The organism is Streptomyces sp. NPDC107562 (assembly GCF_055657325.1).
Map to the genome: position 1 here is coordinate 279,549 of NZ_JBVKBE010000001.1, position 26,769 is coordinate 306,317.

Consider the following 26,769-nt stretch of genomic DNA (forward strand, 5'->3'; position numbering starts at 1 on the left):
CGGGACATGCGCGATCTACGGCTCCCCTCCTCGCCCGGCTTCTGGCGCAGCCCGCTGCGCGGCCCCGGGTTCACCGCCGTCCTCGGGATCGTCCTGCTCGTGGGCATCACGGTGCTGTTCGTCACCGGACTGCTGTCGTACGCCGCCTACAACCCGAACCTGTCGCCGGTCAACGACATGACCCCGGACAAGGGGATCCTCGGCTTCTACCTGTTCTCCTGGCCGACCAGCCCGTCCTGGCTGTACCGGCTCAACCAGGGCGTGCACGTGACCCTCGGGATCACCCTCGTCCCCGTCCTGCTGGCCAAGCTCTGGTCGGTCGTGCCGAGGCTCTTCACCCTGCCGCCCGCCCGCTCGGCTGCGCACGCGCTGGAGCGGATCTCGCTGCTCCTGCTGGTCGGGGGCGCCCTGTTCCAGTTCGCGACCGGCCTGCTCAACGTCCAGCTCGACTACATCTTCCCCGGCTCGTTCTACACGCTGCACTTCTACGGCGCCTGGGTCTTCTTCGCCGCGTTCGTCGCGCACGCCGTCCTGAAGCTGCCGACGGCCCTGCGCAATCTGCGCGCGCTGCGCGCCGGGGGACGGGAGGAGGAGGACGACCTGGTGTCCCCGCGCCCCGCCGAACCCACCGTGTCCCGGCGGGGGGCCTTCGGACTGGTCGGAGGGGCCTCGCTGCTGCTGTTCATCACCTCGGCGGGCCGCAGCTTCGACGGCGCGCTGCGGCAGACCGCCCTCCTCGTTCCGCACGGCGGACCGGAACCGGGCAGCGGGCCCGGCGGCTTCCAGATCAACAAGACGGCCCAGTACGCCGCGATCGACGCCCGGGAGACGGCGGACGACACCTGGCGGCTGGTCGTCCGGGGCCCGGCCGGCGTCGTCCGGCTCGGCCGGCCGGAACTGCTGCGGATGCCGCTGCACTCCGCCGCGCTGCCGATCGCCTGCGTGGAGGGCTGGTCCACGTCCGACCAGTGGTGGCGCGGCGTGCGGTTGCGGGACCTCGCTGCCCTCGCCGGCCATGACGAGCCGGCCGACGTCCTCGTGGAGTCGCTGCAACAGCGTGGCGCCTTCCGCCGGGCCGCGCTGCGCGCCAACCAGGTGGCCGACCCGCGCTCCCTGCTCGCCCTGGACGTCAACGGCGAGCCGCTGACCCTCGACCACGGCTACCCGGCCCGGATCATCGTGCCCGCCGCGCCGGGCGTGCTGAACACCAAGTGGGTGGCACGGATGACGTTCGGAGACCTCTGATGCGCCCCACCCTCACCCGGCCCCGCCTCCTTCTCGGCAGCCCCTTGGTGATCCTGCTCCTGGCCTGCTCGTTCGCGCTCGCCGGGTACGCCGGCGTGCGGCTGCTCGCGGGTGACCGGTTCGGGGTCGTGCTCTGGTTCGTGGGCGCGGCGTTGCTGCACGATCTGGTGCTGCTGCCGCTGTACTCGGCGGCGGACCGGGGGCTCACGGGCGCGCTGGAGACGGTGATGTGGCGGGAGTGGGTGCCCTACGTCCGGGTCCCCGCCGTCCTGTCCGGGCTCCTGCTGCTCATGTGGTTCCCGCTGATCAGCGGTCAGATGGACGAGCGCTACCGGTTGGTGACGGGGCTGTCCGCGGACGGTTTCCTGGCGCGCTGGTTGCTGATCACCGCCGTGCTGTGCGGTGGCTCGGCGCTGCTGCTGGCGCTGCGGGTGCGCAGGGCCACGAAGCAGCGGCCGCCCGCCGACCACTGACCGTCCACGCCGAGACCCAGCACGCGCGCGTGCCGCGTGAGCGCCGGGGTGCCGAGGCGCGCCCACGGGAACGAGACGCCCGCCGTGCCCTGTCCGTCGGTGACATGGACCTGGATGCGTTCGTCGATGTCCATCGGGACCGTCTCGGCGATCACGAGCCCGCCGGGCGCGAGCAGCCGGGCGAGGCGGCCGAGCAGGGCGTGCGGGTCGCCGCCGATGCCGAGGTTGCCGTCCATCAGCAAGGCGGTGCCCCACCGGCGTTCGCCGGGCAGCGGCTGGAAGACCGAGCGGTGCAGGGCCCGGCCGCCGAGGCGCGCGGTGTGCGCGACGGCGGCCTCGCTGACGTCGACGCCGAGCGCCCGGCGGCCCCGGGCGGCGAGCTCGGCCACCAGCCGGCCGGGGCCGCAGCCGACGTCGAGCACGGCGCCCTCGCAGCGGGCCAGCACGGTCAGGTCGGCCTCGTCCGGACGGGCGCACCAGCGCTCCACGTCCAGCGGCAGCAGCCAGCCGTCGCTGCGGCGCAGGAAGAGCGGGCCGCGGCCGGTGCGCAGCGCGCGTGCATAGGGGTCGTCGGCGGTCCACGGGAGGAGCCGACCGGGCCGTGTCGTCTCGTAGGGGGCACTCATCGGCCGGTGGCCGCCCGCAGCCGCGCAACTTCGGCGGCGAACCGGCCGCGCGGCGCCAGCGCGGCCACCGCCGCCACGTCGGCCGCCGTGTCGACGTCCCGCAGCCCGGGCAGGTCCCGCACCCGGAGCCCGGCCCCCACGAGCCGTTCGCGCTGGACGGCGCCGGTGCGCGGCGTCGACATGGGGACGCCGCGCAGCAACCGCGGGGCGGGCTCGGCGAGTCCCAGCGCCCAGAAGCCACCGTCCTCGGCCGGGCCGAACCAGGCGTCGCAGCCGGCGAAGTCCACGGTCAGCAGCTCCGGCGTCACCTGCGGCGTGTCCATCCCGATCAGCAGCGCCGGCCCGTCGCACCCGGCGAAGGCCGCCGCCAGCCGCTCGTCCAGTCCGCCCGCGCACTGCGGCACGACGTCGAAGCCCTCCACCAGCCAGGGGCCAGGACGCCCGTCCAGCACCAGGACCCGGCGGTGAGCCGGAGTCGCGGCCACCGCGCGCAGCGTGTCCACCAGGGCGGCCTCGGCCAGCGCGGCCGCCTCGGCGGGCGTGAAGGGCGGGGTGAGCCGCGTCTTGACGTGCCCCGGACGTGGCTCCTTGGCGATGACGAGCAGGGTGGTCATCGGGGGCTCCCTTCCAGTGCCGAGGGCGGCTCGGCCAGCACGCGGCGCATGTCCCGTACCGCCTGCCAGGTGCCGCGCCAGGTGCCGGTGACCTTGGAGACTCCGGTGCGGGGCAGATACGGCACGTCGTGCTCCGCGACGCGCCAGCCCGCGTCCGCGGCGCGCACCACCATCTGGAGCGGATAGCCGCTGCGCCGGTCGGTCAGGCCGAGGGCGAGCAGTGCCTCACGCCGGGCGGCGCGCAGCGGGCCGAGGTCGTGCAGCCGCAGCCCGGTGCGCCGGTGCAGCAGCACCGTCAGCGCGGCGTTGCCGACGCGCGCGTGCGCCGGCCAGGCGGCGCGCCCCTGCGGCCGGCGGCGGCCGAGGACCAGGTCGGACCGGCCGTCCCGCACCTCCGCCACGAAGGGGACGAGGAGGGAGGGGTCGAGCGAGGCGTCGCAGTCGCAGAAACACACGATGCCCGCGGTGGCGGCGGTGAGTCCCGCGTGGCACGCGGCGCCGAAGCCGCGGCGCGGCTCGCTGACGACGGTGGCGCCGAGCGCGCGGGCGACGTCCGCCGAGCCGTCGGTGGAACCGTTGTCCACGACGAGGGCACGCCATCCGGCCGGGACGCGTTCCAGCACCCAGGGAAGGGCCTCGGCCTCGTTCAGACAAGGCAGGACGACATCGACGGGCGGGGGTGGGGGAGGGGTTGTCACGGCTTTCACCCTACGAATGGAAAGGGGGCATATCGGGCTTGCGCTGCTTACGGAACGCGGACGTCAGGGCAGTGCCGGGCCGGGCTCCGCCCGCAGCCCGGCCCGCGCGAACTCCCGCATCCCGTCGACGAATGCGACCTCGGGCCGCCAGCCCAGCGCGGAGCGGAGCCGGGAGGAGTCCGCGGTGATGTGGCGGACGTCCCCGAGCCGGTACTCCCCGGTCACCACGGGCTCCGGCCCCCCGTACGCGTCGGCCAGCGCCCGCGCCATCTCCCCGACCGTGTGCGGCTCACCGCTGCCGGTGTTGTACGCCGTCAGCGCGCCCGGCGCCGAACTCGCCTCCAGCGCGGCCACGTTGGCCGAGGCCACGTCCCGCACGTGCACGAAGTCCCGTCGCTGGCGCCCGTCCTCGAAGACGCGCGGGGCCTCCCCCCGGGCCAGCGCGGAACGGAAGAAGGAGGCCACCCCGGCGTAGGGCGTGTCACGGGGCATCCGGGGCCCGTACACGTTGTGGTAGCGCAGCGACACCGCCGTGCCGTCCGTGGCCCGCGCCCACGCCGAAGCCAGATGCTCCTGGGCGAGCTTCGTCGTCGCGTACACGTTGCGCGGATCGGCCGGCGCGTCCTCGCCGACCGGACCGGGTTCCAGCGCGGCACCGCAGTGTGGGCACGTCGGTTCGAAACGCCCCGCGGCCAGGTCGGCGGCCGCCCGGGGGCCGGGTCGCACCGCGCCGTGCCGGGCGCAGCGGTAACGGCCCTCCCCGTACACCACCATCGAGCCGGCCAGCACCAGCCGTCGTACGCCGGTCTCGGCCATGGCCGTGAGCAGCACGGCGGTTCCGAGGTCGTTGCGGGAGACGTACTCGGGTGCGTCGGCGAAGCCCGTGCCGAGACCCACCATCGCCGCCTGGTGCGACACGGCGTCGACGCCGGACAGGGCGCGGCGTACGGCGTCGAGGTCCCGGACGTCCGAGCGGGCGTCCCCGCGCACGTCGTACACGACGGGCTCGTGCCCCGCCGCCGACAGTGCCTCGACCACATGGGACCCGATGAATCCGGCACCGCCGGTGATCAGTACGCGCATGGCCACACGCTAGGTCGGCACACCGGGCGCGGAGCCGCACCGCGCCCGTCACGTCACAGGTCCGTAAGGCGCGCCGTAGGACGGCGGGGACGCGGGGGACGGCGAGGGGCCCGGCGGACTGCCGCCGGGCCCCTCGCCGTCAGGTGCGCGGTGCGCCTACGCGCCGCTCTCCCTCAGCATGTCCTCACGCTCGACGATCTTCACGCGCTCGCGGCCCTGGGGCTCGCCCAGCGCCTTCTCGGCGGTGTCCAGCCGGTACCAGCCGTCCCAGGTGGTGAAGCGGACCTCGCGCTCGGCCAGGAAGGCGTCGACGGCCTCGGGAGCCGGTGCGGACGGGGTGTGCAGACGGCTGTGGGCGAAGTCGTCCAGCAGGTGGGAGACCGTCTCGTTGGCGTCGCCCTTGGTGTGGCCGATGAGGCCGACGGGGCCGCGCCGGATCCAGCCGGTGACGTACACCGACTGCAGATGCGTGCCGCCCTCCTCGATCACGCGGCCGCCCTCGTCGGGGACGGTGCCCGAGTCGATGTCCCAGGGCAGCTTGGGGAGCTTGTCGGAGAGGTAGCCGACCGCCCGGTAGACGGCCGTGACGTCCCAGTCGGTGAAGGCGCCGGTGCCCTTGACGTTGCCCGTGCCGTCCAGCTCGGTGCGCTCGGTGCGCAGCCCGACGACCTTGCCGTCCTCGCCCAGGATCTCGCTGGGCGACTCGAAGAAGTGCAGGAAGAGCTTGTGCGGACGGTCGCCGACGTCCCGGATCGCCCAGTTCTCCAGCGTCTTGGCGACCATGTCGGCCTGCTTGTTGCCACGCCGGGTCTCGATGGAGCCCTCGTCGTAGTCGATGTCCTCGGGGTCGACGATGACCTCGATGGTGGGGGAGTGGTCCAGCTCGCGCAGCTCCATGGGGCTGAACTTCGCCTGCGCGGGTCCGCGCCGGCCGAAGACGTGGATCTCCTTGGCCCGGTTGGCCTTCAGGCCGTCGTGGACGTTCGGCGGGATCTCCGTCGGCAGCAGTTCCTGCGCGGTCTTGGCGAGGACGCGCGCCACGTCGAGGGCCACGTTCCCGACACCGAGGACGGCGACCTTCTCGGCCTCCAGCGGCCAGGTGCGCGGCACGTCCGGGTGCCCGTCGTACCAGGACACGAAGTCGGCGGCGCCGTAGGAGCCGTCCAGCTCGATGCCCGGGATCGACAGCGCCCGGTCGGCGGTCGCGCCGGTGGAGAAGATCACGGCGTCGTAGAACGAGCGCAGGTCGTCCAGGCTGATGTCGGTCGGGTAGTCGACGTTGCCGAAGAGCCGTATCTGCGGCTTGTCGAGCACCTGGTGCAGGGCCGTGATGATGCCCTTGATGCGGGGGTGGTCCGGAGCGACGCCGTAGCGGATGAGGCCGAACGGCGCCGGCATCCGCTCGAAGAGGTCGATGGACACGCCGGGTTCGGCGGCCACGCCGGACTTGAGCAGGGCGTCGGCGGCGTAGATCCCGGCCGGGCCGGCTCCGACGATGGCTACCCGCAGCGGGCGCGTCATGATCAGGTTCCCTTCGAGCGATGATGAGGCGACTCGACGGGAAGCCTAAGCTAAGGCATGCCTAACTTGGTACGCGGGTCCGCTCTATGAGCTCATAAGGCTACCTTATGGCATCCATAAGGCCCCCCGAGGGTCCGTGGTGACCGCCACCGGCCCTCGGCGTGGCCGCCCCTGCGTCGACGCCCCCCGCACCTCTTACCGCCCGTCCTCGGCGTCGGGTGCGATCACGACCTTGCCCACGACGGTCCCGGACTCGGCGTGCCGCAGCGCGGCGGCGGCCTCCCGGAGCGGGTAGACCCGGTCGATCCTGGCCTCGATCGCGCCCGTCCTGAGCAGGTCGAAGATCTTCGTGAGGTCCTCCCGCAGCTCCGCCCGGTACCGCTCGGGGCGGCGCGCCTTGCCGGCCCACAGGTTGAAGAAGTGGGCGTGCCGGCCGTTGGGCAGGGCGTTCCAGGCCGCGAGCTTGGCGACCAGCTTCAGCACCGCGACCGTGCCGCTGCCGGCCTGGTCACGGGTCGATGCGCTGCCGTACGAGACGAGGGTCCCGCCGGGGGCGAGGAGCCGCCAGGAGTCGTCGACGCTCCTGCCGCCCACGTGGTCGAAGACGGCGGCGACGCCGGCGGGCGCCAGCTCCCGGACCCGGGCCGGCACGTCACCGCGGTAGTCGACCGGGGTCGCGCCCATCGCGGCGACCGCCTCCTGGTTGCGGGCCGAGGCGGTGCCGATGACATGGATGCCGCTGCTGCGGGCCAGTTGGACCAGCACGCTGCCGACGCCCCCGTTGGCGCCGTGCACGAGGACGGTGTCGCCGCTGCGGACCTCGGCCGTGCGGAAGAGCATCCGCCAGGCCGTCGCGCCGTTGGTGACCAGCGTCTCCGCCGCGGCCGCGGTGATCCCCTCGGGGACCGGCACCAGATCCGCCGCGTCCATGAGGACGTGATCGGCCCAGCCGCCGGTCTTGGTGAGGGCGGCGACGCGCTGCCCCGCGGCCACCGGAGCGGACCCGGGGCCGAGTTCCTCGACGACGCCGACCAGGTCGTAGCCGGGTACGAACGGGAACTTGGGCATGTCGTAGTACTTGCCGCGCCGCATCTGCTGCTCGGCGAAGGTCACGCCGCTGGCCTCGACCCGCACCAGGGCCTGGCCGGGACCCGGCTTCGGCAGCTCCCGGACCCGCAGTTCGAGGCTCTCGGGTTCGCCGACGGCCGGGAGGACGACTTCGGTGGCCTTCATGGCGGTGTCTCCTTCTTCGCGGTGGTGGGTGACGAAGTGGCTTGGGGCTTGAGTTGAGTCTTGAGAGTGGTTGACCACTCACTCTCCAGGCCTCAGAGGGGGCGGCTGTCGGTCCAGGGAGGAACCGGACGGCCGCCCGGGTCGGTGCGGTCGGTCAGTAGTGCGTGATGCCCTCGGACAGCGTGCGGGTCCAGGGCGCGTCGACCGAGGTCGCGTCGATCGCGACGATCAGATGGCACAGCATGCCGGTCGCGAAGAACTGCTGGATCTGCGGCGCGCCCGCGCCGGAGGCGCCGCGGACGTACTCGACGGCGCGGGCGTACCCCGCCCTGACCGCGTCCCTGACGGCCGGCTCCGAGACGGCCGCCGCCTGGGCGTGCAACTGCACCAGGAGCAGGTCGTTGTCGCTGATCAGGCGGGCGTAGGCGTCGCCCATCGCCTCCAGGACCACCTCCGGCGCGCTGCCGGTCGCCTCGGTCGCCCCGCGTTCGAAGGCGGCGCGGACCTGGACGAAGCAGTACTCCACCACGGCGGTGAACAGCGCCTCCTTGTTCGGGAAGAGCCGGTACACGTACGCCTGCGAGATCCCGGCCGCCTTCGCCACCTCCGTGGTGGTGGTGCCGAAGTAGCCGCGTGCCGCGAACGCCCCGATGGCCGTGCGCAGCACGGTCTCGCGGCGTTCCTCGGCGGTGGAGAGCCGACGCTGTTCCGTCTTCATGTGAGTACTCAACCACTCACACTTCTGGTCCGTCAAGGGTCCCCGCCGCCCCGGGGTCAGCCGGCCTCGCCGCGGCCCGCCTTCACGCGGGCCGACAGCCCGTGCCGCAGGCACTCGGTCAGGTCGACCGCGATGCCCCCGTCGGGGTCCAGGCGCGGGTTGAAGATCGTCACGTCCAGGCCGACGGCCCGTTCGTCGGCCAGGGCCGTGCTCAACACGTCCTCCAGCTCCAGCCACGTGAGCCCACCGGGCTGCCGGTAGTCGACGGCCGGCATGATCGCGTCGTCCAGGACGTCGACGTCGAGATGCACCCAGTAGCCGCCGGGCGCGCGCGAGAGCCGCTCGACCGCCTGGCGCGCGGCCGTTCCGGCGCCGACGGCTCGCACCTCGTCGAGGTCGAGGGCGTACAGCTCGGACGGCAGGGGCTGCATGCCGAACTCGGCCGACTCCAGGGCGTCGCGGTAACCGAGGACCACCACGTCCTCGTCGCGCACCAGCGGCCCGCGGCCCCCGATGTCGGTGAGGATCCGGGGTCCTCGGCCCGTGACCAGGGCGAGGTCCATCGAGGCCGCCTCGCCCGCCGGTTCGGCCGCCGGCTGGTAGAAGTCGGTGTGCCCGTCGAGGAACAGCAGACCGTGCCGGCCGCGCCGCTTCAGGGCGAGCAGATTGCCGAGCAGGATGCTGCAGTCGCCGCCGAGCACGACGGGAAAGCGGCCCGAGTCGAGCACCGCGCCGAGCGCGTCGGCGAGCCGCACGGAGTACTGCGCGATACCGGCGCTGTTGAGCACACCGGTCTGCGGGTCCCGCCGTTCGTCGTACGGCGGCGGTTCCACCCGGCCTGCCCGCACCGCGCCGGGGACGTCCAGCAGCCCGGCGGCGAACAGGGCCGCCGGGAGCTCCTCGACGCCGCACGGCCGCAGCCCCAGGACCGAGGGCGCCTCGATGATCGCCAGTTCCCGCACGTCACGATCCCTTCGCCGGTGGGCGGTGCCACGGCCCTCGTCCCTGCGGCCATCGTCGCCCAGAAACGCGGCCGCCGCCCTGTCAGCGGCCCGGGTCCCGCTCCCGCCGGCAGTACAGGAACAGGTGCGGCTCCGGGATCGCCTCCGGATGGGCGGGGGTGAAGACCGAGCGCTCCTGCCGGAGCACCGACAGCCCCGCGTCGCCCGCCAGCGCGGCGAACTCCTCGGCGCCGAAGCTCGTCACCCGCACGGGCTGCCCCATGAAGACGGCCTCGACGTCCTCGACGTCCAGCGGCACGGTGGCCAGCACCAGGTGTCCGCCGGGCCGCACCGCCCGCACCAGCCGTCCGAGCAGGGCGGACTGCTCCGCGCGCGACAGCTGGAGCAGGGAGAAGTAGACGCACACCGCGTCGAACGAGGCGTCCGGCAGGGAGATCTCGCGGATGTCGGCGCACCGGAAGGAGGCGCCGGGCACCTGCCGGGCCGCGAGCTCCACCATCACGGGTGAGACGTCGACGCCGAGGACGTCGTGACCCGCGTCGGCGAGCACCTGCGCCGTGGGCCGCCCGGTGCCGCTGCCGACGTCCAGCACCCGGCTCTCGGGCTCCAGCCGCCCGAGCAGCCACTCCAGCGACGCCCGGTGCGCGGCGGAGCCGGCGAACGCCTGCTCGTACGCCGCGCCGATCGCGTCGAACACGGTGGCGGCGCGCGGCCGATGATCCCCCTCGGTCACGATGCTTCCCTTCGTCACGGCTGGTGCCGGGCATCGTTCCACTCACGGGCCGGGGTCACAACGGGGCGGCGGCCGACCGGGACGGCGGCGGTTTGCGGCCGCGGGGGGCCGCACGGCAGGGTGCGGGCGTGACCACCTTGCTGATCGTGCATCACACGCCCTCGCCGAACTGCCAGGCCCTGCTGGAAGCGGTGATCTCCGGGGCGACGACGCCGGAGATCGAGAACGTCCGGGTGGAGCGCCGGGCGGCGCTGTCCGCCACCGCCTCCGACGTCCTGGCCGCCGACGGCTATCTGCTGGGCACCCCGGCGAACCTCGGCTACATGTCCGGTGCGCTCAAGCACTTCTTCGACCAGGTCTACTACCCGTGCCTGGACGAGACGCGCGGCCGGCCCTTCGGCTACTACGTGCACGGCGGCAGCGACGTCACGGGCGCCGTGCGCGGCATCGAGTCGGTCACCACCGGCCTCGGCTGGCGGCGCGCCGCCGAGGCGGTCACCGTGACCGGCGAGCCGGGCCGGGCCGACGTCGAGCGCTGCTGGGAACTGGGGGCGACGGTCGCCGCCGGGCTCATGGCGCCGTAGCCGGGGCTGCCCGCAACGGCTCAGCCCCGGCCGACGCCGCCGTCATTCCGCCGTCCGGCCGGCCCCGGCCGTCGGACGAGGTGCCGGATACCGCTCGGCCAACTGGACCATCAGCAGCAGGAGCAGGGCCGCGAGGGAGGCCAGCGAGGCGCTCACCGCCGTGAGACCGGCGCTCCAGGGCGGGGCCACCGTGAGGTCCAGGGCGCTCGACAGGCCCGACGAATGGACTCGGCTCTCCAGGAGCCCGGCCCCCGCGAGCCCCGCGGGCATGAGCATCCCCGCCAGCAGGGCCGGGACACCGGTGCGCGCCGCCACCAGGACGGCGACGACCAGGCACGCCCCGGACATGCCGAGCGCGAGCGCGTAGACGCCGAGCGGAGCGTCGTCGCGGCGCAGCGGGAAATACGCCGCGGCGCACACGACGAGGGCCGCGGCGGCGAGCCAACTCGGCCAGAACACCTGTCGTTTGGGCTGCGCCGTGCGGCGCGCGCGCCGCATCCGCGGCTTCCGCCCGGTACGGGGCCGTGCCGCCTCCCGCGGCTCCGGCGCGGCAGGCGTCCGCACGGCCTCGGGTTCCGGCGCGGCGGGCGGGTCCGGGGGCGGCTCCGGGACGACCCCGGAGTGCGGACGCAGGGCGGCCGCGGCGGCCAGCGCCTCGCGCTGCCGTTCCTGGCCCAACCTGCCGATCAGCTCGACCAGTTCCTCCACGGGCCGCCCGATGGCGGCCGCGCGGACCGCCTCCTGTCCGCAGTGCGGCGGCAGCGAGGTCTGGTGCAGCAGGGCCATCAGGCGGGACACGTCGTCGACGGAGCGCCTCGCGACCGCGACGCGGATGGTCTCGTCCGCGCTGTCCGCGTGGCGCGGCGGGTGGGTCAACTGGGCGATGAGACGCGCCACGTCCTCGACGGGCCGGTCCAGCGCGACCGCCCGCAGCACCGCGGTGACGGTCTGGGCGTACTCGGGGGACTGCTCCATCAGCGTGACCAGCCGGACGATCTCCTCCAGCGGCCGGTCGCTCACGGCGGCGTGGACGAGGTCACCGACCGGGTTCAGCGGCGGCGGTGGGGCCGACGCGCGGTCCGGCGCCCCGGCGTCCGATGCCGACGGGGGCCGCAGAACCGTCTCGTCCAGCGGGCCCGCGGCTTCCAGGAGCGCGGTCAGGTCGCGGCCCGGTGCCGCGCCGACGACGTACCTCGTCTCGGCGGTGGGGGCGGGCCGGGGCGGCGGCTCGCCGGGCGGACCACCGTGGCCCGGCACAGGGGTGGCCGGACGACCGTGGGCCGGCTGCTCCGCGACCGGGGCGCTGTGGACCGGTGACGTCGCCACGGGTGCGCTGTGCACCGGCGGTTCGGCGGCCGGGGGGCGGTAGGGCGGCGGCTCCAGGACCGGGGCACTGCGTACCGGCGGCTCGGTGGCCGGGGGGCGGTAGGGCGGCGGCTCCAGGACCGGGGCGCCGTGAACCGGTGACGGACCCACGGGGGCGCCGGGCGCCGACGCCTGAACACCGGGGACGCGGTACAGGGTCGCGCCCGTGGCCTGGATGTCGTACACGGGCGGCTGAGCGGCCGGGGTGCCGTACGCGGGGGCCTGCGCGGCGGGGGAGCCGTACGCGGGGGCCTGCGCGGTGGGGGCGGCCGGCGGCTGCGCGGCGGGGAGGCCGTACGCCGCCGGCTCGGCGACGGGGGCGAGGGCCGCGGGCGGCTCGCCGGCGGAAGGGTCGCCGAAGAGTATGTGGGAGGGGTCCGGCTGAGGGGATGAGCGCGTGGTCATGCTGGGCTCCAAGGGAGTCGTGCGGCCGCTCCTGCGCTACCGAAGCGCGACACGCGATGTCCCTGACCATTACTAGGGGCCGGGTCGGCGCCCCGCCACCCGGGTGCGGCGAGCGTGTGACGACCGGGCGCCCCGGGTGTGGCCGAGGCCACGTCGGCGATGAGCGCCGGGCCATGTCGTCCCCCGGGCCTTCCGGGCTACGGTTTCGCCCAGGCCCTTCCCCTCGTACCCGGCACCCTTCCCTCCTCCGGGGTGCCCTCCTCCTCGTACAAGACGAGGGCGTGTCCACGCGCCCAGGATTCGGACGGCTCGGCAGTGCTCGCAGATCTCTCCCCGCTGATAGCGGCGACCGCCCAGTGGCTCACGCGCGCCTATCCGGCGTCCGGGGGCGCCCTGGCCGCCGCCCTGTGCGAGGTGCAGGCGCGCCAGGCCGTGACGGTCGCCGCGTGGCTGCGGTACCCGACGCGGACGGACGCCGCGCTGGTCGCGATGGCGGGGCCGGGAGGCTCCGGCCGACTCGACCGGATCACCGGGGCGGACGTCCACGGGGAGGAGGGCCTCGACTCCTACGCGTGGCGGACCTGGGTGGACGAGGTGGTGGCGAGCTGGGCCGCCTGCCTGCTCAGCGACCCCGCACTGGCCCGTCGCGCGGTGACCGCGCTGGCCGACGGCGGCCGTACGGCCGGTGAGCCGGCGGAGTTCCGGCGCCTGGTCGCGCCCGACGCGCACGACCGGCGGGCGGCGGCGCTGCTGCGCCACCCCGACCTCCTGGCCCCGGTCGCCGAACTGCACCAGGAGCCGCTGCTGGACCGGTTGGGGCCGGGGCGGGCACTGATCGCCTGAGACCGCGCACGCCGGGGCGGACAGCGGCCCGCTCCCGGCGCAGTGCGCGGCTCGGGTCGGTTGACGCCTTCTTCCCTGGGTCCGGCGGCGAGCGCGGCCCGCGTCAGGTCATGCCCTCTTTCCACGGCCCGGCGGCCCGGCGGCGTGCGCGGCTCGGGTCAGGTCATGCCCTCTCCCACGGCCCGGCGGCGTGCGCGGCTCGGGTCAGGTCATGCCTTCTTCCCACGGCCCGAGAGCGCGTCGCGCACCCGGTCCACCAGCCCCGCGCCCGGCGCCAGCAGCTTGTTCAGCGGCGGCGTGTCCGGGGCGGAGGGGTGCGGACGGGTCGGCGCCACCTTCTTCGCCTGGCGCACCTTGTCCCCCAGCTCGTCGAGGGCCTGCGGGGTACAGGCGGCGCGCAGCGCGGGGAAGAGGGTCCCCTCCTCCTCGGCCAGGTGGGCACGGACCTCGGTCATCAACAGGCCGATGAGGCGGTCGAACTCGGGGTCGTCGGCGTCGCATCCCTCCAGGTCCTTCATGAGCTGCTCGGCCTTGGCGTGGTCCTCGATCTCCTCGTCGGCCAGGGCGTCGCCGTTCGGCACGTGCCGGCGCACCGCCGGGTAGAGATAGGCCTCCTCGGCCACCGAGTGCCGGACCAGCTCCATCGTGACCTGGTCGGCGTACAGCTTGCGGTCCTTGTCACCGGGCGCGAGCGCCTCGATACGGCCGAACAGCTCCTCCACCTCACGGTGATCGGTCACCAACTCGTCGATGACGTTTCCACCATGTCCCATGATCCCTGCCTCCTGGGTGCGCACGGCGGCTCCGGATGAGTTCCGCCACCGCGTACGAGTGCCCCGCCCCGGCAGGCCGACACGGTGCCGCCGTGCCTCATACGCGCCAGCCGTACCGCCGCTCGGGCCGCCCGGCCGCGCCGTACCGCAGGGACACGTCCGCGCTGCCCGTGGTGTGGAAGTGCTCCAGGTAGCGGCGGGCGCTCACGCGGGAGATCCCGGTCAGGGCGGCGCACTCGGTGGCGGAGAGCGTGCCGTCGGCGGCGCGCAGGGCACGCTCGACCAGTTCGGCGGTCTCCACGCTCATGCCCTTGGGCAGCCCGCCGGCCACGGGCGCGGGCGCCGCTTTGGCCAGGACCCGGTCCACGTCCGCCTGGCCCCGTACGACGGTGCTCAGCAGCCGCCCGCGCTGGGCGGCGTACCGCTCCAGACGGGTGCGCAGGTCCTCGAACTCGAAGGGCTTGAGCAGGTAGTCGACCACGCCGTGGCGTACGGCGCCGCGCACGGTCTCCGCCTCCCGGGCGGCGCTGATCACCATGACGTCGCAGTCGTGCCCGGCGGCGCGCAGCCGCGGGATGACGTCCAGGCCGAAGACGTCCGGCAGGTACAGGTCGAGCAGGACCAGGTCAGGGCGCAGCTCGTCGACGGCGTCGACGGCCTCCCGGCCGCTGCCGGCGACGCCGACCACGCGGAACGGGCCGACCCGCTCGACGAAGGCGCGGTGCACCCTCGCCACCATGAAGTCGTCGTCGACCACGAGGACGTCGATCGCGTCCGGCATGCCGGGTGTCGCCCCGTCGCCCGTCATCGGTCCGCTCCTTCCGGCACCGCGCCGGTGAGGTGACTGACGGTCATGCGCGCGGTGAACAGGGCGCCGTCGGCGGTGTTGCTCACCGAGATCTCCCCGCCGTGACGTTCGCAGACCAGTCTGGTCAGCGCCAGGCCGATGCCGCGCCCGCCGTCGCGGGCAACCTTGGTGGTGAAGCCGTGCGCGAACACCTCCCGGGCCAGGTCCGGCGCCACACCGGGCCCCGAGTCCCGGACGGCGATCTCGACACTGGCCGCGTCCTGCCGCAACTCGACCTCGACGAAGGCCTCCTGGCTCCCACCGGACCGGTCACGACCCGCGTCACCGCCCGCCGCCGCGGCATCCACCGCGTTGTCCACCAGGTTGCCCACCACCGTGGCGACGTCGGCCGCGTCCTCCGGCGCCAGCCGCTCCAGCGCCGTGTGCTCGGAGATGCGCAGCCGCACCTTGCGTTCGGCGGCCTGGGAGGACTTGGCCATCAGCAGGGCCGCCACCGTGCTGTCGCGGACCCGGCGGCTCAGCGTGACGTCGAGGGACTGGCGGCGCCTGCTGAGGGCGCGGACGTAGCGCACCACCTCCTCCTGTTCGCCGATCTCGATCAGCCCCGAGATGGTGTGCAGCTGGTTGGCGAACTCGTGGGCCTGGGCGCGCAGCAGCTCCGAGGAACTGCGGAAGCTCCCGATCTCCCGTTCCAGCCGGGCCAGTTCCGTACGGTCGCGCAGCGTGGTGACCGAGCCGAGCGGCCGTCCGTCCTTGCGGACCGCCATCCGGTTCATGACCAGCACCCGGCCGTGCCGGACGACGACCTGGTCGCGCCCGTCGCCCGCGCCGTCCCGGCCCCCGCTCAGCACGTCCCGCAGCCGCCCCTCGACGCCGAGGTCCGCCAGACTCCGCCCCACGCAGTCCCCGGGCAGGGCCAGCAGCCGCCGGCCCACCTCGTTCACCAGCGTGACCCGGGCCTGCGGATCCAGGGCCACCACGCCTTCGGCGATCCCGTACAGCATCGCCTCCCGGTGCTCGGCGAGCCCGGCGATCTCCCGTGGCTCCAGCCCGAGGGTCTGCCGTTTGACCCGCCGGGCCAGCAGCAGCGACCCGGCCAGCCCCAGCGCGCTCGCGATGCCCAGATAGGCGAGCAGGTACGAGGAGGCGCCGCTGAGCCGCTGCCAGACCGTGGGGGAGGCCTCGCCGACCATCACCGTGCCCAGGTGCCGTCCGAGGTTCTCCGGCGCCGCCCCGAACACCGGCACCTGGGCCACCCGCTCCCGTCCGCCGCCCAGCGTCAGCTCCCCCGACCAGCCGCGCCCCCGGGCGGCACCGGCGCCGAGCGGCAGCGGCGCACCGATCGCCGTCGGGTCCGTGGAACTGACGATCCGCCCCCGCGCGTCCGCGACCGTCACGGAGGTCACCCCGGACTGCGACTGCGTGGAGTTCACCAGCGGCGCCAGCGCCTCGCGCGGCAGTGGCTCCACGAGCTGGCTGCGCACCAAGGGGTTCGCCGCCAGCTGTTCGGCCAGCGCGCCGACCCGCCGGCCCTCCACCCGGTCGAAGGTCGCCTCCGACTGCGCCAGCGATACCCCGGCCACCGCCACCAGCACCACCACCACGATGGCGAGCTGGAGCACCAGCATCTCGCCGGCGAGGGTCTGACGACGGAAGGCGGTGACCACGGCGTACACGATCCTTCGGCGGGGAGGCTTGCTGGGCGGGGTCGCCCCATCATGGCCCTCACCTGCGCGAAGGGAAAGGGATCGGGCACGGCCCGGGCGGCGGCCGCACCACGGCGCGGCGCTGACACAAAGACCAGAATCTCCGTTGGTTGCGCAAGCGGGACAACCGGGCGAAGCGGGTGCAGCATGTGGCCCACCTCACCCTCCCCACAGGGCGTCCCCCGACCGCAACGACCGACCGACAGGTGGTGGCACTCGTGCGCCTGCGCACCCCCCTCGCCCTGCTCGGGGCCGCCGTGCTCGTCCTCATCGGGCCCCCGCTGCTGACCACCGGCAGCGGCACCGGGACCGGCACCCAGATCCCCGGCCTGCGCTTCATGGTCCCCAACACCCCCGGCGGCGGTTACGACATCACCGCGCGCACGGCCGCCAAGAACGCCGAGGACGCCGGACTCACCCCCGGCATCGAGGTGTTCAACCTGCCCGGCGCCGGCGGCACCGTCGGCCTCACCCGCCTCGTCGGCGAGCACGGCAACGGCAGGCTCGCGATGTCGATGGGGCTCGGCGTCGTCGGCGCCGTCCGGTCCAACGACGCGCCCGCGACCCTCGCCGACACCACCCCGATCGCCCGTCTCACCGAGGAGCAGGACGTCGTCGTGGTCGCCAAGGACTCGCCGTACCGGACGATCGACGACCTCGTCGACGCCTGGAAGGACGATCCCGGCAAGCTCCCCGTGGGCGGCGGCTCCTCACCGGGCGGCCCCGACCATCTCGCGCCGATGCTGATGGCGCGTGCAGCGGGGATCTCCCCGAAACAGGTCAATTACGTCCCGTTCGACGGCGGCGGCGAGCTCCTCGCCTCCATCCTCGGCAACAAGGTCGCCTTCGGCGTCTCCGGCGTCGGCGAGTACCTCGACCAGATCAAGGCCGGTGAGCTGCGCCTCCTCGCGGTCACCGGACCCGAGCGGGTCGACGGCCTGGACGCGCCCACCCTCCAGGAGGCGGGTTACGACGTGAACTTCACCAACTGGCGCGGCATCGTGGCCCCTCCCGGCCTCTCCGACGCCGAGCGCGGCAAACTCGTCCGCCTCGTCGAGGAACTTCACGACTCGCCCGAGTGGCAGGAGTCCATGAAGCAGAACGGCTGGGACGACGCCTTCCTGTCCGGCGAGGAGTTCGGCGACTTCCTGGACGCCCAGGACCAGCGGGTGGTCTCGGTACTGAAGGAGCTGGGACTGTGACGACTCCGACCGCCGACCTCCCCCCGACGCCCGCCGCGGAGCGCCGCCGCTCCTGGCTGCGCGACCACTCCGAACTCGGCGTCTGCGTCCTGCTGCTGGCCCTCGGCCTGCTGGTGCTCACGGACGCGCTCACCATGGACGTCGACATCACCCAGCGCGGACCCGTCGGCCCCCGGACGGTGCCCCTCGCCGTCGGTGCCGGGCTGCTGGTCATCGCCGCCCTGCTCGCCGTCGACGTGCTGCGCGGCGGCCGCGGCCAGGCGGAGACCGGCGAGGACATCGACCTGTCCGAACCCGCCGACTGGCGCACGGTGCTGCTGCTGGCCGGTGTCTTCCTCGGCGCTGCCGTCCTCATCGAGCCGCTCGGCTTCCCCGTCGCGGGCGCCCTGCTGTTCTGGGGCGCCGCCTTCGCCCTCGGCAGCAGGCGCCTGGACCGCGACCCGCTCGTCGCCGCCGTGCTGTCCCTCGTCACCTACGTCGTGTTCGACAACCTGCTCGGAGTGCCGCTGCCCGGCGGTCCCCTGATGGGAGTGCTGTGAGATGAACGCCCTGGACTCCCTGCTGGACGGCTTCGGCACCGCGCTGACCCCGCTCAACCTGCTGTGGGCCGCCCTCGGTGTGCTTCTCGGCACCGCGATCGGCGTCCTGCCCGGCATCGGCCCGGCCATGGCGGTCGCGCTGCTGCTGCCGGTGACCTACGGACTCGATCCGGTCGGCGCGTTCATCATGTTCGCGGGCATCTACTACGGCGCCATGTTCGGCGGCTCGACCACCTCGATCCTGCTCAACACCCCCGGTGAGAGTGCCGCCGTGGTCGCCGCGATGGAAGGCAACCCGATGGCCAAGTCGGGGCGCGGCGCCCAGGCGCTGGCCGCGGCGGCCGTCGGCCACTTCGCCGGCGGGATGGTCGGCACGATCCTGCTGGTCGTGCTTGCCCCGACGGTGGCCCGGCTCGCCGTCGACATCGGCGCTCCCGACTACTTCGCCCTCATGGTGCTCGCCTTCATCGCGGTGACGTCCGTCCTCGGCTCGTCCCGGATCCGGGGTCTCGCGTCCCTGTTCATCGGGCTGACGCTCGGACTGGTGGGCCTCGACCAGATGACCGGCCAGCAGAGACTCACCTTCGGCTCGCTCCAGCTCGCCGACGGCATCGACGTGGTGATCGTCGCCGTCGGCCTGTTCGCGATCGGCGAGGCCCTGTGGGTCGCCGCCCATCTGCGGCGCCGGCCGGGGAAGCCGATCCCCGTGGGCCGCCCGTGGCTCGGCCGCGCCGATCTGCGGCGCACCTGGAAGTCCTGGTTGCGCGGCCCGTTCATCGGCTTCCCCTTCGGCGCGATCCCGGCGGGCGGCGCCGAGATCCCCACCTTCCTCTCCTACGTCACCGAGAAACGCCTGTCCAAGCACAAGGACGAGTGGGGCAAGGGCGCGATCGAGGGCGTGGCCGGCCCCGAGTCCGCCGCGTCGGCCTCGGCGGCGGGCACCCTGGTGTCGATGCTGACGCTGGGACTGCCGACCACCGCCGTCGCCGCCGTGATGCTGGCCGCCTTCCAGCAGTACGGCATCCAGCCGGGCCCGCTGCTCTTCGAGCGCGAACCCGACTTGGTGTGGGGCCTGATCGCCTCGTTGTTCGTCGGCATGGTGCTGCTGCTCGCCCTCAACCTGCCGCTCGCGCCGCTGTGGGCCAGACTGCTGCGCATCCCACGGCCCTACCTGTACGCGGGGATCCTCTTCTTCGCCTCGGTCGGCGCCTACGCCGTCGGCGGCGAGGCCGTCGACCTGGTGATCCTCCTGATCATCGGACTCATCGGGTTCGGCATGCGCCGCTACGGACTCCCCGTGCTGCCCGCCGTCATCGGCGTCATCCTCGGCCCAGGCGCCGAGCAGCAACTGCGCCGCGCCCTGCAGATCAGCGACGGCAGCGTCGCCGGGCTGGTCGACACGCCGTTCGCGGTGACGGTGTACGCCGTGGTCGTCGTGCTGCTGACGTGGCCGCTGCTGAAACGGCTCGTACGCCGGGACCGCTCGGCCGCGTCGTAGGCACGGCACCGGAGGACTCAGGACGTGCGGTCCTCCGGCAGGTCCACCTTCTGCAGGTCCTGCTCGTCCCAGGCGCGGGTGTCACGCGGCTCCGTGTACGGCTCCGCCTCGGGCGGGTGGCCCCCGGCGATGGCACGCTGGCGCGCGGTCTCGGCGTCGAACTCCAGGCCGAGCAGGATCGCCAGATTGGTCACCCAGAGCCAGATCAGGAAGATGATGACGCCGGCCATCGTGCCGTAGGTCTTGTTGTACGAGCCGAAGTTGGCGACGTAGAACGCGAAGCCCGCGGACGCGGCCATCCAGACCAAGAGCGCCAGGAAACTGCCCGGAGTGAGCCAGCGCCAGCCCTTGACCTTGGCGTTGGGGCAGGCCCAGTACAGGACCGCGATCATCAACGTGACCAGCACGACCAGCACCGGCCACTTGGCGATCGACCACACCGTGAGGAAGGTGTCGCCGAGGCCCATGACGTCCCCGACCCGGCGGGCCAGACCACCGGTGAAGACCACGATCACCGCACTGATCAGGGCCATCACCATGAGCAGCACGGTCACTCCGACACGCACCGGCAGGACCTTCCAGATCGGCCTGCCCTCGGGCACGTCGTACACGACGTTCGAGGTGCGGATGAACGCCGCCACATAGCCCGACGCCGACCAGACGGCCAGCACCAGGCCGACGACGGCGAGCAACGAGCCGACGCCGGAGTTGTCCTGAAGCTGCCGCACGGCCTGGGTGATGATGTCCCGGCCGGGACCGGGCGCGACCTGCTGGAGGCTCTCCAGCACCCGGTCGGTGACCGACCGGCCGGCGATGCCCAGCAGCGACACCAGTACCAGCAGCGCCGGGAACAGCGACAGCACCGTGTAGTACGTGAGGGCCGCCGCCCGGTCGGTGAGCTCGTCCTCCTGGAACTCGCGCACGCTGCCCTTCAGCACGGCCATCCACGACCGCCTCGGGAGCTTCGTGGGTGAGTCCGGCGCCGCCCTTTCCACCTCGGGCCGGGGACCGACCTCCTCCGGCGTCGGATTCTCTCCGTCGCGCTGACCCTTGTGACCTGGGAGATGCAGCTTCGCCATGGAGCCCGAGTAACCCGTAACCGCCGTCCTAAGGGTGCCCGGTCACGGCGCCGGTACCGAAAACGGCGGTGTCGTGGCTCTGGTCCGAACCACGACACCTGACGAAACCGAATCCGCGGCCCCGGCTTCGCCCTGCCCTCCAGGTACCCCCACTCGGCCTCGGCTGAATCGCCTCAGCCGGCATTCCCGCGACCGGACCCCGGATCACGGGCGCGAGCCGGGCTCAGCGCTCCGGGACGGCCCTGGTGCGAATCGACTGCGCGACGTCGCGGAGCTTGACGTTGTGCGTCTGGGAGATCCGCTTCAGCACGTCGAAGGCCGCTTCCTCGCTCATGTGGTGGCGCTCGCGCAGGATGCCCATGGCCTCACCGATGGCGTGCCGGGTGTCCATGGCGTGTTCGAGCTGGTCGACCGTGCGGGCGCTGGCCAGCGCGACGGCGGCGTGCGAGGCGAGCAGCCAGCCGGCCGTCTCCATCTCCGACGTGAAGGCGCCGGGCCGTCGGGAGTAGAAGTTCATGGCGCCGAAGTCGTCGTCCTCGGTGTAGAGCAGGAAACCCATCATGCTGCCCACGCCCAGGTCACGGGCGGCCGGAGCGAAGCGCGGCCAGTCGGGCTGCGACTTGCTCATGTCCGTGATCCGGAAGTGCCGCTCGCCGTTGACGCGCCGGGCGGCGTCGAAGCACGGTCCCTCACCCAGCTCGCCCTGCAGACGGTCGGACTCCTCGACCATGTCCCCGTAGGCGGCCAGGGTCACCGCGCGGCCCTTGCGCAGCGCCAGGACACCGGCCGCGTCACAGCCCTCGACCAGCCCCACGCCCCGCTCGGCGATCGCGTCGAGCGTCTCCTGGGTGGAACCCTGCGCCAGCAGGTGCCGGGCAAGCTCGGCCATCTCCGCGGCGAACTCACGCCAGTCCATCCGTGTCCACCGTCCCGCTCGTCATGCCTTCGTGTCCGAGGGGGCCCGAAGGCCGACCACCGGGACCCGGCCGCCGGGCCCGGCCACTGTCTGTTCCGGCGGGTCGCGGAGCGCTACGGCGCCGCCCGGGCACCGCCGGACGGCCCTCACCGCAGCCTACCGCCGAAGCCGCCCGACGTCCGGCCGAGCGATCTTGATCCCGGCCTCGGGGCGCGCCTCAGGGGCCGCCCACCCGCCCGTACGACTGCTCCGGGACGGCCCGCCGCCCGGCCCCGCCACCGGCGACGAGGCCCGGCAGCGCCGCCCAGTCCAGGCGCAGGATCGCGAGGTCGTCGGTGTGCCGCTCCGCGTTGAGGCCACGGACCCGGGCGATCAGCTGGTCGAGATGTTTGCCGGGGTCCGGCTCCTGGGTCTCGTCGAGGATCCGCAGCAGCCCCTCGACGCCGAGCCGGTCCCTGTCGTCGCCCCCGTACCCCTCGATCAGGCCGTCGGTGTACGCGATCAGCGCGCCGTCCGGCGGGAGCCGCAGCGTCGTCGACGGCCACTGCCCGAGGCCGGGCACGATGCCGAGGGCGATGCCGTGCGGCGCCGACACGATCTCGGCGCCGCCGGGTCCGACGAGCAGCGGCTCGTGGTGCCCCACCAGGTGCAGGGTGACCGTGGCCGTCGCCGGGTCCAGGGTGATGAGCGTGCAGGTGGTGAAGAGGTCGCTGCCGGTGCGCTCCGCCGAGTGGATCTGCTCCAGCAGGTGCAGCAGCTGGTGGTCGCGGTGACCGCCCAGCGTCAGCGCCCGCCAGGCGATCCGCAGGCAGACCCCGAGGGCGGCGGCGTCCGGGCCGTGCCCGCTGACGTCACCGATGATCGCGTGGACCTTCCCGTCGTCGGTCTGCACGACGTCCAGGAAGTCGCCGCCGAGCAGTGCCTGTTCCCGGCCGGGGAAGTAGCGGCTGGTGGCGGTGACCGAGGCGGTGGACAGGATCGGCGTGGGCAGCAGACCGCGCTCCAGGCGCGCGTTCTCCTGGGCCCGCAACCGCCCGACCTGGAGATCCGCGCTGGCCCGCTCGGCCTGCTTGCGCTGGACGGCGTACCGGACGGCCCGTTGCAGCAGGTCCGGGTCGACCTTGCCCTTGACCAGGTAGTCCTGGGCGCCCCCGGCCAGCGCGTCGACGCCCGCGTGCGGCTCGGCCAGGCCGGTGAGCACGATGACCGCGGCGTGCGTGTCCGTGCGCTGGATCGCCTCCACCGTGTCGTGGCCGAGCGCGTCGGGCAGGTGCAGGTCCAGCAGCACGCAGTCGAAGTGCCGCGCCATGAGTTCGCCGCGTGCCTCGGCGAGCGTCCGGCACCGCACCAGGGTGTGCGGGAGCTCCGTGTCGTACAGCAGTTCCTCGACCAGCAGGGCATCGCCGTCGTCGTCCTCGACCAGCACGATGCGGTACGGCGCTTCCTGCCCGACGGCTGACTCTGTCACGGGTGTGCCTCTCGCGTGCCGTCCGCCGTGGCGGAATGCTCAACGGGAAGGGTGAACAGGACACGGGTGCCGGCCGTGTGCTCGGGGTCGATCCGGATGGTGCCGCCGTGGAACTCCACGACCTTCTTGCACATGGCCAGCCCGATCCCGGTGCCCGGATAGGCCTCCCGGGTGTGCAGCCGCTGGAAGATGACGAAGACCTTCTCCTGGAACCCCGGCTCGATACCGATGCCGTTGTCCGTCACGGCGAACTCCCACAGGCCGTCCTCGACGGCGCGGACGCCGATCCGGATCTCCGGTGTCCGGTCGGGCCGGCGGAACTTGATCGAGTTCGACAGCAGGTTCTGCCAGAGCATGCCCAGTTGCGTCGCGTCACCCATGACCGAGGGCAGCGGGTCGTGGGTGATCTTCGCGCCGCTCTCCTCGATCGCGATGCTGAGGTTGTCCAGCGTGCGGCCGACGACGGTCTCCAGGTCGACCTCGGCGTGGTCGTTGAGCACCCGTCCGACCCGGGAGAACGCGAGCAGGTCGTTGATCAGGACCTGCATCCGGTTGGCCCCGTCGACCGCGAACGCGATGTACTGGTCGGCCCGCTCGTCGAGCTGTCCGCCGTAACGCCGTTGCAGGAGCTGGGTGAAGCTGGAGACCTTGCGCAGCGGCTCCTGGAGGTCGTGGGAGGCGACGTAGGCGAACTGCTCCAGCTCGGTGTTGGAGCGTTGCAGGTCGGCGGCCTGCTCGTCGAGCAGGCGGCGGGAGGTCTCGCTGTATTCGAGTTCCTGCAGCAGGCGCCCGCGCATCGACTCCACGTCGGAGCCCAGTTGCCGCAGATCGGCGGGGCCGGTGACGGCGATGGGCCGCTCGAACCGGCCGTCGGCCACCTCGCGCGCGGTCTGCCCGAGACGGGTCAGCGGGGCCGTGATGCCGCGCCGCAGGGCCTCGAAGGCGAGTCCGGCGACCATCACGATGACCAGGGCGATCCCGGTGAACGTCCAGTTGCGCAGTGTCATGGCCTGCCGCAGGTCGTCGGACGCGGCGGCGCGGCGCTCGGCCAGGTGCGTCTGCTGCGCGGCGAGCGCACGGCGCAGGGCGTCGAACGTGGTCTTGCCCTCCTGCGTGCGTGCCGCGGCGAGTGCCGTGGCGCGGTCAGGGGCGGCGTTCGCGATGGGGAGCGCGATGCGGTTCTGCCACCGCCGCGACAGATCCCGTACCTTCGCCAGTTCCGCTCCGGAGGGCGCGTCGGAGGCCAGGAGCGCGTCCAGCTGCCGCAGCGCCTCCCGCTCGTCGGTGACACCGCGTGAGTAGGGCTCGAGGAAGTCCCTTCGACCGGACAGTCCGTACCCGCGCACGCCGGTCTCCTGGTTGACCAGCGCGGTCTCCAGCCGTACCGCGTTGGTCAGCGCGGGTCCGCGCCGGTCCACGATCTCGTCGGTCAGCTGGGACGTGCGGGTCATCGCCCCCACGCCGAGGGAGCCGAGCACGGCCAGCACCGCCAGGGTGACGGCCACACCCACCCGCAGCCAGCGGCGGGTGGTCCAGCCCGCGGTGGCCCCGCGGGCGCCGGGCGGCTGCTCGTTCATCACGGACTGCTGAACTCCTTCACGTCTGACAGGGCCGCGTCGAGGGCCTTGGTCGAACGCACCTTACCCGCGTTCGACAACAGCTGTTGTCGTGCCTGGTGACGGCACCTTAGGGTAGGACCATGTCTGCCTCCCACTTCTCTGTGCCCAGAGCTGGAGGGGAGATGACCGCTCTCGTCGCCGAGGCGGTCGATGAACTCGCCCTTCGCTGTGCCCAGTACGTCGCCCCGTTCCCGGAGGGAACGGGCGAATCAGACATAGCGGCCAGAGATCACGCCCTCGCCCAGTTGCACGTGCTCGTTCAGGTCGAGCGGGTCGCACAGCAGTTGGCGGACCAGGCCGCCCGCGCCGCGGCGGCCGCCGGAGCGGGCTACCCGGAGATCGGCCGGGCCTCCGGCATGAGCCGGCAAGGAGCCCGCCGCCGCTGGCCGGGCCTGATCACCAGCGGTACCCCACGTCATGCCCCTTCCGCTTCCCGGAGTTCATAGCCATGTCCGTCCCCGCACCCACCCGCCCCTACGACGTGCTGCTGGTCGAGGACGACATCGCCGACGCGATGCTCATCCAGGACGCGCTCGCCGAGCGCGGCGCCCGTAACCTCACCCAGGTCGCCGATGGCATCGAGGCTCTGGAGTATCTGCGCGACCCGGCGAACCAGCGCCCCGACCTGATCGTCCTCGACCTCAACATGCCCCGCATGAACGGCCGGGAGTTCCTGGCCGTCGTGAAGGAGGACCCGGAGCTGCGCACCATCCCCGTGGTGGTGCTCACCACGTCCGCGGCGCCCGACGACGTCTCCGGCGCCTACCGCCACCACGCGAACGCCTACGTCACCAAGCCGGTCAACCTGGCGGAGTTCGAGGAGGCGGTCCGCAGCATCGACACGTTCTACCTGGACGTGGCGATGAAGCCGCCGCGGGCCTGACGTCCCGGGCCGGAGGGGGTCGCGAGGTCCCTTTCGGCCCGGAAAGATCTCCCTGCACGGCTCTGGGAACCTTTGCCGCGCCTCGTTACCCTCCGCCCATGATTTCCACGGTGGTGTGGGGTACGGGCAACGTCGGCCGCGCGGCCATCCGCGCCGTCGACGCGCATCCGTCGCTGGATCTGGTGGCCGTGCTGGTCGCCGATCCGGCCAAGGTGGGCCGGGACGCGGGCGAACTGGGCGACCTGGGCCGCCGGTTGGGCGTGGCGGCCACCGACGACGTCTCCGCGGTGCTCGCGGCCGGCCCGCGCGCCGTCGTGTACGCGGCCTCCGGCGATATCCGGCCCGACGAGGCCCTGCGGGACCTCGGACGGGCCGTGCGGACCGGGGCGGTCGTCGTCACACCGTCCGTCTATGGCCTCTACGACCACCGCGGCGCCCCGCCCGAGATCAGGGAGCCGCTGGTGGAGGCCGTCGCGGCGGGCGGTGGATCCCTGTTCGTCTCCGGGGTGGACCCGGGCTGGGCGAACGACGTGCTGCCCCTGCTGGTCACCGGGCTCGGCTCGCGCGTCGACGCGGTCCGCTGCCAGGAGATCTTCGACTACTCCACGTACGACCAGGAGGACTCGGTACGGCACCTGGTCGGCATGGGGCACCCGATGGACTACCAGGCGCCGATGCTCTTCGAGGGCGTCCCCACGATGGTGTGGGGCGGTCAGGTGCGGATGATGGCCAAGGGTCTGGGCGTCGAACTCGACGAGATCCGCGAGACGCTCCAGCGGCGCCCCCTGGAGGCCACCGTGACCACGGTCACCATGGGCGAGTTCGCCGCCGGCACGCAGGGCGCCGTGCGCTTCGAGGTGCAGGGCCTCGTCGGTGGACGGCCCCGCATCGTCGTCGAGCACGTCACCCGCATCCACGCCTCCTGCGCCCCGGACTGGCCGCAGCCCCCGGACGGCGGCGCCGGAGCGCACCGGGTGGTCGTCGAGGGCCGCCCCCGCATCGAGGTCACCGTCGAGGCGAGTGACGAGGGCGGCAACCGGTCGGCGGGCGGCAACGCCACCGCGGCCGGCCGGCTGGTCAACGCCATCGACTGGCTCACCGAGGCCAAGCCCGGCCTCTACGACGCGCTCGACGTCCCGCTGCGCCCCGCGGCCGGCCGACTGGGAAGGACCTGA

26 protein-coding genes are annotated in these 26,769 nt (G+C 73.3%); 9 read left to right on the forward strand and 17 right to left on the reverse strand.

Annotated features, from left to right (window positions below):
- Positions 1 to 6: 6 nt before the first annotated feature.
- The gene (locus ACZ7LV_RS01345; RefSeq protein WP_471934737.1) at positions 7 to 1,245 is read left to right on the forward strand and encodes a molybdopterin-dependent oxidoreductase; all 1,239 of its coding nucleotides are present in this window, start codon (positions 7 to 9) and stop codon (positions 1,243 to 1,245) included.
- A 328-nt stretch (positions 1,246 to 1,573) separates the two neighbouring features.
- Here ACZ7LV_RS01345 and ACZ7LV_RS01350 read toward each other — a convergent pair whose 3' ends face one another.
- The 9 genes from ACZ7LV_RS01350 to ACZ7LV_RS01390 form a co-directional block, all read right to left on the reverse strand.
- Positions 1,574 to 2,344, reverse strand: coding sequence for a class I SAM-dependent methyltransferase (locus tag ACZ7LV_RS01350; RefSeq protein ID WP_471934738.1), 771 nt, complete (start codon positions 2,342 to 2,344; stop codon positions 1,574 to 1,576).
- The gene (locus tag ACZ7LV_RS01355; protein WP_471934739.1) at positions 2,341 to 2,958 is read right to left on the reverse strand and encodes a TIGR04282 family arsenosugar biosynthesis glycosyltransferase; all 618 of its coding nucleotides are present in this window, start codon (positions 2,956 to 2,958) and stop codon (positions 2,341 to 2,343) included. Before ACZ7LV_RS01355 ends, ACZ7LV_RS01350 begins: the two co-directional genes overlap by 4 nt.
- A complete protein-coding gene (locus ACZ7LV_RS01360) occupies positions 2,955 to 3,665 on the reverse strand; it encodes a glycosyltransferase family 2 protein (RefSeq protein WP_471934740.1) in 711 nt (236 codons plus the stop codon). The genes ACZ7LV_RS01355 and ACZ7LV_RS01360 overlap by 4 nt, the downstream gene beginning before the upstream one ends.
- A gap of 54 nt (positions 3,666 to 3,719) precedes the next feature.
- Positions 3,720 to 4,739, reverse strand: a complete 1,020-nt coding sequence (locus tag ACZ7LV_RS01365) for an NAD-dependent epimerase/dehydratase family protein (protein ID WP_471934741.1) — start codon at positions 4,737 to 4,739, stop codon at positions 3,720 to 3,722.
- A gap of 156 nt (positions 4,740 to 4,895) precedes the next feature.
- Positions 4,896 to 6,260, reverse strand: coding sequence for an FAD-dependent oxidoreductase (locus ACZ7LV_RS01370; RefSeq protein ID WP_471934742.1), 1,365 nt, complete (start codon positions 6,258 to 6,260; stop codon positions 4,896 to 4,898).
- Between the two features lie 195 nt (positions 6,261 to 6,455).
- Positions 6,456 to 7,493 carry a medium chain dehydrogenase/reductase family protein gene (locus tag ACZ7LV_RS01375; protein ID WP_471934743.1) on the reverse strand — a complete coding sequence of 346 codons (1,038 nt, stop codon included), beginning with the start codon at positions 7,491 to 7,493 and terminating at the stop codon, positions 6,456 to 6,458.
- Positions 7,494 to 7,647: 154 nt separating this feature from the next.
- Positions 7,648 to 8,211 (reverse strand): TetR/AcrR family transcriptional regulator, encoded by a 564-nt coding sequence (locus tag ACZ7LV_RS01380; protein ID WP_471934744.1) that lies wholly within the window; start codon positions 8,209 to 8,211, stop codon positions 7,648 to 7,650.
- Positions 8,212 to 8,267: 56 nt separating this feature from the next.
- Positions 8,268 to 9,173 (reverse strand): arginase family protein, encoded by a 906-nt coding sequence (locus ACZ7LV_RS01385; RefSeq protein WP_471934745.1) that lies wholly within the window; start codon positions 9,171 to 9,173, stop codon positions 8,268 to 8,270.
- A gap of 82 nt (positions 9,174 to 9,255) precedes the next feature.
- On the reverse strand, positions 9,256 to 9,906 hold the full coding sequence (locus ACZ7LV_RS01390) for a class I SAM-dependent methyltransferase (RefSeq protein ID WP_471934746.1): 651 nt from the start codon (positions 9,904 to 9,906) through the stop codon (positions 9,256 to 9,258).
- 128 nt (positions 9,907 to 10,034) lie between these two features.
- On the opposite strand from ACZ7LV_RS01390, the gene ACZ7LV_RS01395 reads away from it, so the two are divergent.
- Positions 10,035 to 10,490, forward strand: coding sequence for a flavodoxin family protein (locus ACZ7LV_RS01395; RefSeq protein ID WP_471934747.1), 456 nt, complete (start codon positions 10,035 to 10,037; stop codon positions 10,488 to 10,490).
- A gap of 42 nt (positions 10,491 to 10,532) precedes the next feature.
- Here ACZ7LV_RS01395 and ACZ7LV_RS01400 read toward each other — a convergent pair whose 3' ends face one another.
- The gene (locus ACZ7LV_RS01400) at positions 10,533 to 12,260 is read right to left on the reverse strand and encodes a hypothetical protein (protein ID WP_471934748.1); all 1,728 of its coding nucleotides are present in this window, start codon (positions 12,258 to 12,260) and stop codon (positions 10,533 to 10,535) included.
- Positions 12,261 to 12,575: 315 nt separating this feature from the next.
- Here ACZ7LV_RS01400 and ACZ7LV_RS01405 point away from each other — a divergent pair, with 315 nt between their 5' ends.
- Positions 12,576 to 13,103: a hypothetical protein gene (locus tag ACZ7LV_RS01405; protein ID WP_471934749.1), complete on the forward strand. Its 528-nt coding sequence runs from the start codon at positions 12,576 to 12,578 to the stop codon at positions 13,101 to 13,103.
- Positions 13,104 to 13,312: 209 nt separating this feature from the next.
- On the opposite strand, the gene ACZ7LV_RS01410 is transcribed toward ACZ7LV_RS01405, so the two are convergent.
- The 3 genes from ACZ7LV_RS01410 to ACZ7LV_RS01420 form a co-directional block, all read right to left on the reverse strand.
- The gene (locus tag ACZ7LV_RS01410; protein ID WP_471934750.1) at positions 13,313 to 13,876 is read right to left on the reverse strand and encodes a hemerythrin domain-containing protein; all 564 of its coding nucleotides are present in this window, start codon (positions 13,874 to 13,876) and stop codon (positions 13,313 to 13,315) included.
- A gap of 97 nt (positions 13,877 to 13,973) precedes the next feature.
- A complete protein-coding gene (locus ACZ7LV_RS01415; RefSeq protein WP_471934751.1) occupies positions 13,974 to 14,684 on the reverse strand; it encodes a response regulator in 711 nt (236 codons plus the stop codon).
- Entirely contained in the window at positions 14,681 to 16,312 is a 1,632-nt protein-coding gene (locus ACZ7LV_RS01420; RefSeq protein ID WP_471936039.1) for a sensor histidine kinase, read from the reverse strand. The genes ACZ7LV_RS01415 and ACZ7LV_RS01420 overlap by 4 nt, the downstream gene beginning before the upstream one ends.
- A 296-nt stretch (positions 16,313 to 16,608) precedes the next feature.
- On the opposite strand from ACZ7LV_RS01420, the gene ACZ7LV_RS01425 reads away from it, so the two are divergent.
- The 3 genes from ACZ7LV_RS01425 to ACZ7LV_RS01435 are packed head-to-tail and all read left to right on the forward strand — an operon-like array spanning position 16,609 to position 19,629.
- A complete protein-coding gene (locus tag ACZ7LV_RS01425) occupies positions 16,609 to 17,592 on the forward strand; it encodes a Bug family tripartite tricarboxylate transporter substrate binding protein (protein ID WP_471936041.1) in 984 nt (327 codons plus the stop codon).
- Positions 17,589 to 18,131 (forward strand): tripartite tricarboxylate transporter TctB family protein, encoded by a 543-nt coding sequence (locus ACZ7LV_RS01430; RefSeq protein WP_471934752.1) that lies wholly within the window; start codon positions 17,589 to 17,591, stop codon positions 18,129 to 18,131. Before ACZ7LV_RS01425 ends, ACZ7LV_RS01430 begins: the two co-directional genes overlap by 4 nt.
- Position 18,132: 1 nt before the next feature.
- Entirely contained in the window at positions 18,133 to 19,629 is a 1,497-nt protein-coding gene (locus tag ACZ7LV_RS01435) for a tripartite tricarboxylate transporter permease (protein WP_471934753.1), read from the forward strand.
- Between the two features lie 17 nt (positions 19,630 to 19,646).
- Here the strand turns inward: ACZ7LV_RS01435 and ACZ7LV_RS01440 are convergent, their stop codons facing one another.
- The 4 genes from ACZ7LV_RS01440 to ACZ7LV_RS01455 all read right to left on the reverse strand — a co-directional run bounded on the left by ACZ7LV_RS01440 (position 19,647) and on the right by ACZ7LV_RS01455 (position 24,669).
- Positions 19,647 to 20,708, reverse strand: coding sequence for a YihY/virulence factor BrkB family protein (locus tag ACZ7LV_RS01440; RefSeq protein WP_471934754.1), 1,062 nt, complete (start codon positions 20,706 to 20,708; stop codon positions 19,647 to 19,649).
- 223 nt (positions 20,709 to 20,931) lie between these two features.
- Positions 20,932 to 21,624: a GAF and ANTAR domain-containing protein gene (locus ACZ7LV_RS01445; RefSeq protein ID WP_471934755.1), complete on the reverse strand. Its 693-nt coding sequence runs from the start codon at positions 21,622 to 21,624 to the stop codon at positions 20,932 to 20,934.
- A gap of 217 nt (positions 21,625 to 21,841) precedes the next feature.
- Positions 21,842 to 23,092, reverse strand: a complete 1,251-nt coding sequence (locus ACZ7LV_RS01450) for a PP2C family protein-serine/threonine phosphatase (protein WP_471934756.1) — start codon at positions 23,090 to 23,092, stop codon at positions 21,842 to 21,844.
- Positions 23,089 to 24,669, reverse strand: coding sequence for a sensor histidine kinase (locus tag ACZ7LV_RS01455; protein WP_471934757.1), 1,581 nt, complete (start codon positions 24,667 to 24,669; stop codon positions 23,089 to 23,091). The genes ACZ7LV_RS01450 and ACZ7LV_RS01455 overlap by 4 nt, the downstream gene beginning before the upstream one ends.
- Before the next feature lie 164 nt (positions 24,670 to 24,833).
- Here ACZ7LV_RS01455 and ACZ7LV_RS01460 point away from each other — a divergent pair, with 164 nt between their 5' ends.
- From ACZ7LV_RS01460 to ACZ7LV_RS01470, 3 genes are all read left to right on the forward strand, one after another.
- Complete coding sequence (locus tag ACZ7LV_RS01460) at positions 24,834 to 25,157, forward strand: hypothetical protein (protein WP_471934758.1); 324 nt, start codon at positions 24,834 to 24,836, stop codon at positions 25,155 to 25,157.
- Between the two features lie 2 nt (positions 25,158 to 25,159).
- On the forward strand, positions 25,160 to 25,594 hold the full coding sequence (locus tag ACZ7LV_RS01465; RefSeq protein WP_401667214.1) for a response regulator: 435 nt from the start codon (positions 25,160 to 25,162) through the stop codon (positions 25,592 to 25,594).
- 98 nt (positions 25,595 to 25,692) lie between these two features.
- A complete protein-coding gene (locus ACZ7LV_RS01470; RefSeq protein WP_471934759.1) occupies positions 25,693 to 26,769 on the forward strand; it encodes an NAD(P)H-dependent amine dehydrogenase family protein in 1,077 nt (358 codons plus the stop codon).

Coding starts and splice junctions, on each gene's coding strand:
- ACZ7LV_RS01350 (WP_471934738.1), bottom strand. CDS start 2,344: ATGAGTGCCCCCTACGAGACGACACGGCCCGGTCGGCTCCTCCCGTGG.
- ACZ7LV_RS01380 (WP_471934744.1), bottom strand. CDS start 8,211: ATGAAGACGGAACAGCGTCGGCTCTCCACCGCCGAGGAACGCCGCGAG.
- ACZ7LV_RS01410 (WP_471934750.1), bottom strand. CDS start 13,876: ATGGGACATGGTGGAAACGTCATCGACGAGTTGGTGACCGATCACCGT.
- ACZ7LV_RS01445 (WP_471934755.1), bottom strand. CDS start 21,624: ATGGACTGGCGTGAGTTCGCCGCGGAGATGGCCGAGCTTGCCCGGCAC.
- ACZ7LV_RS01465 (WP_401667214.1), top strand. CDS start 25,160: ATGTCCGTCCCCGCACCCACCCGCCCCTACGACGTGCTGCTGGTCGAG.
- ACZ7LV_RS01365 (WP_471934741.1), bottom strand. CDS start 4,739: ATGCGCGTACTGATCACCGGCGGTGCCGGATTCATCGGGTCCCATGTG.
- ACZ7LV_RS01370 (WP_471934742.1), bottom strand. CDS start 6,260: ATGACGCGCCCGCTGCGGGTAGCCATCGTCGGAGCCGGCCCGGCCGGG.
- ACZ7LV_RS01355 (WP_471934739.1), bottom strand. CDS start 2,958: ATGACCACCCTGCTCGTCATCGCCAAGGAGCCACGTCCGGGGCACGTC.
- ACZ7LV_RS01470 (WP_471934759.1), top strand. CDS start 25,693: ATGATTTCCACGGTGGTGTGGGGTACGGGCAACGTCGGCCGCGCGGCC.
- ACZ7LV_RS01460 (WP_471934758.1), top strand. CDS start 24,834: ATGACCGCTCTCGTCGCCGAGGCGGTCGATGAACTCGCCCTTCGCTGT.
- ACZ7LV_RS01420 (WP_471936039.1), bottom strand. CDS start 16,312: ATGCTGGTGCTCCAGCTCGCCATCGTGGTGGTGGTGCTGGTGGCGGTG.
- ACZ7LV_RS01375 (WP_471934743.1), bottom strand. CDS start 7,493: ATGAAGGCCACCGAAGTCGTCCTCCCGGCCGTCGGCGAACCCGAGAGC.
- ACZ7LV_RS01440 (WP_471934754.1), bottom strand. CDS start 20,708: ATGGCGAAGCTGCATCTCCCAGGTCACAAGGGTCAGCGCGACGGAGAG.
- ACZ7LV_RS01415 (WP_471934751.1), bottom strand. CDS start 14,684: ATGACGGGCGACGGGGCGACACCCGGCATGCCGGACGCGATCGACGTC.
- ACZ7LV_RS01400 (WP_471934748.1), bottom strand. CDS start 12,260: ATGACCACGCGCTCATCCCCTCAGCCGGACCCCTCCCACATACTCTTC.
- ACZ7LV_RS01435 (WP_471934753.1), top strand. CDS start 18,133: ATGAACGCCCTGGACTCCCTGCTGGACGGCTTCGGCACCGCGCTGACC.
- ACZ7LV_RS01455 (WP_471934757.1), bottom strand. CDS start 24,669: ATGAACGAGCAGCCGCCCGGCGCCCGCGGGGCCACCGCGGGCTGGACC.
- ACZ7LV_RS01345 (WP_471934737.1), top strand. CDS start 7: ATGCGCGATCTACGGCTCCCCTCCTCGCCCGGCTTCTGGCGCAGCCCG.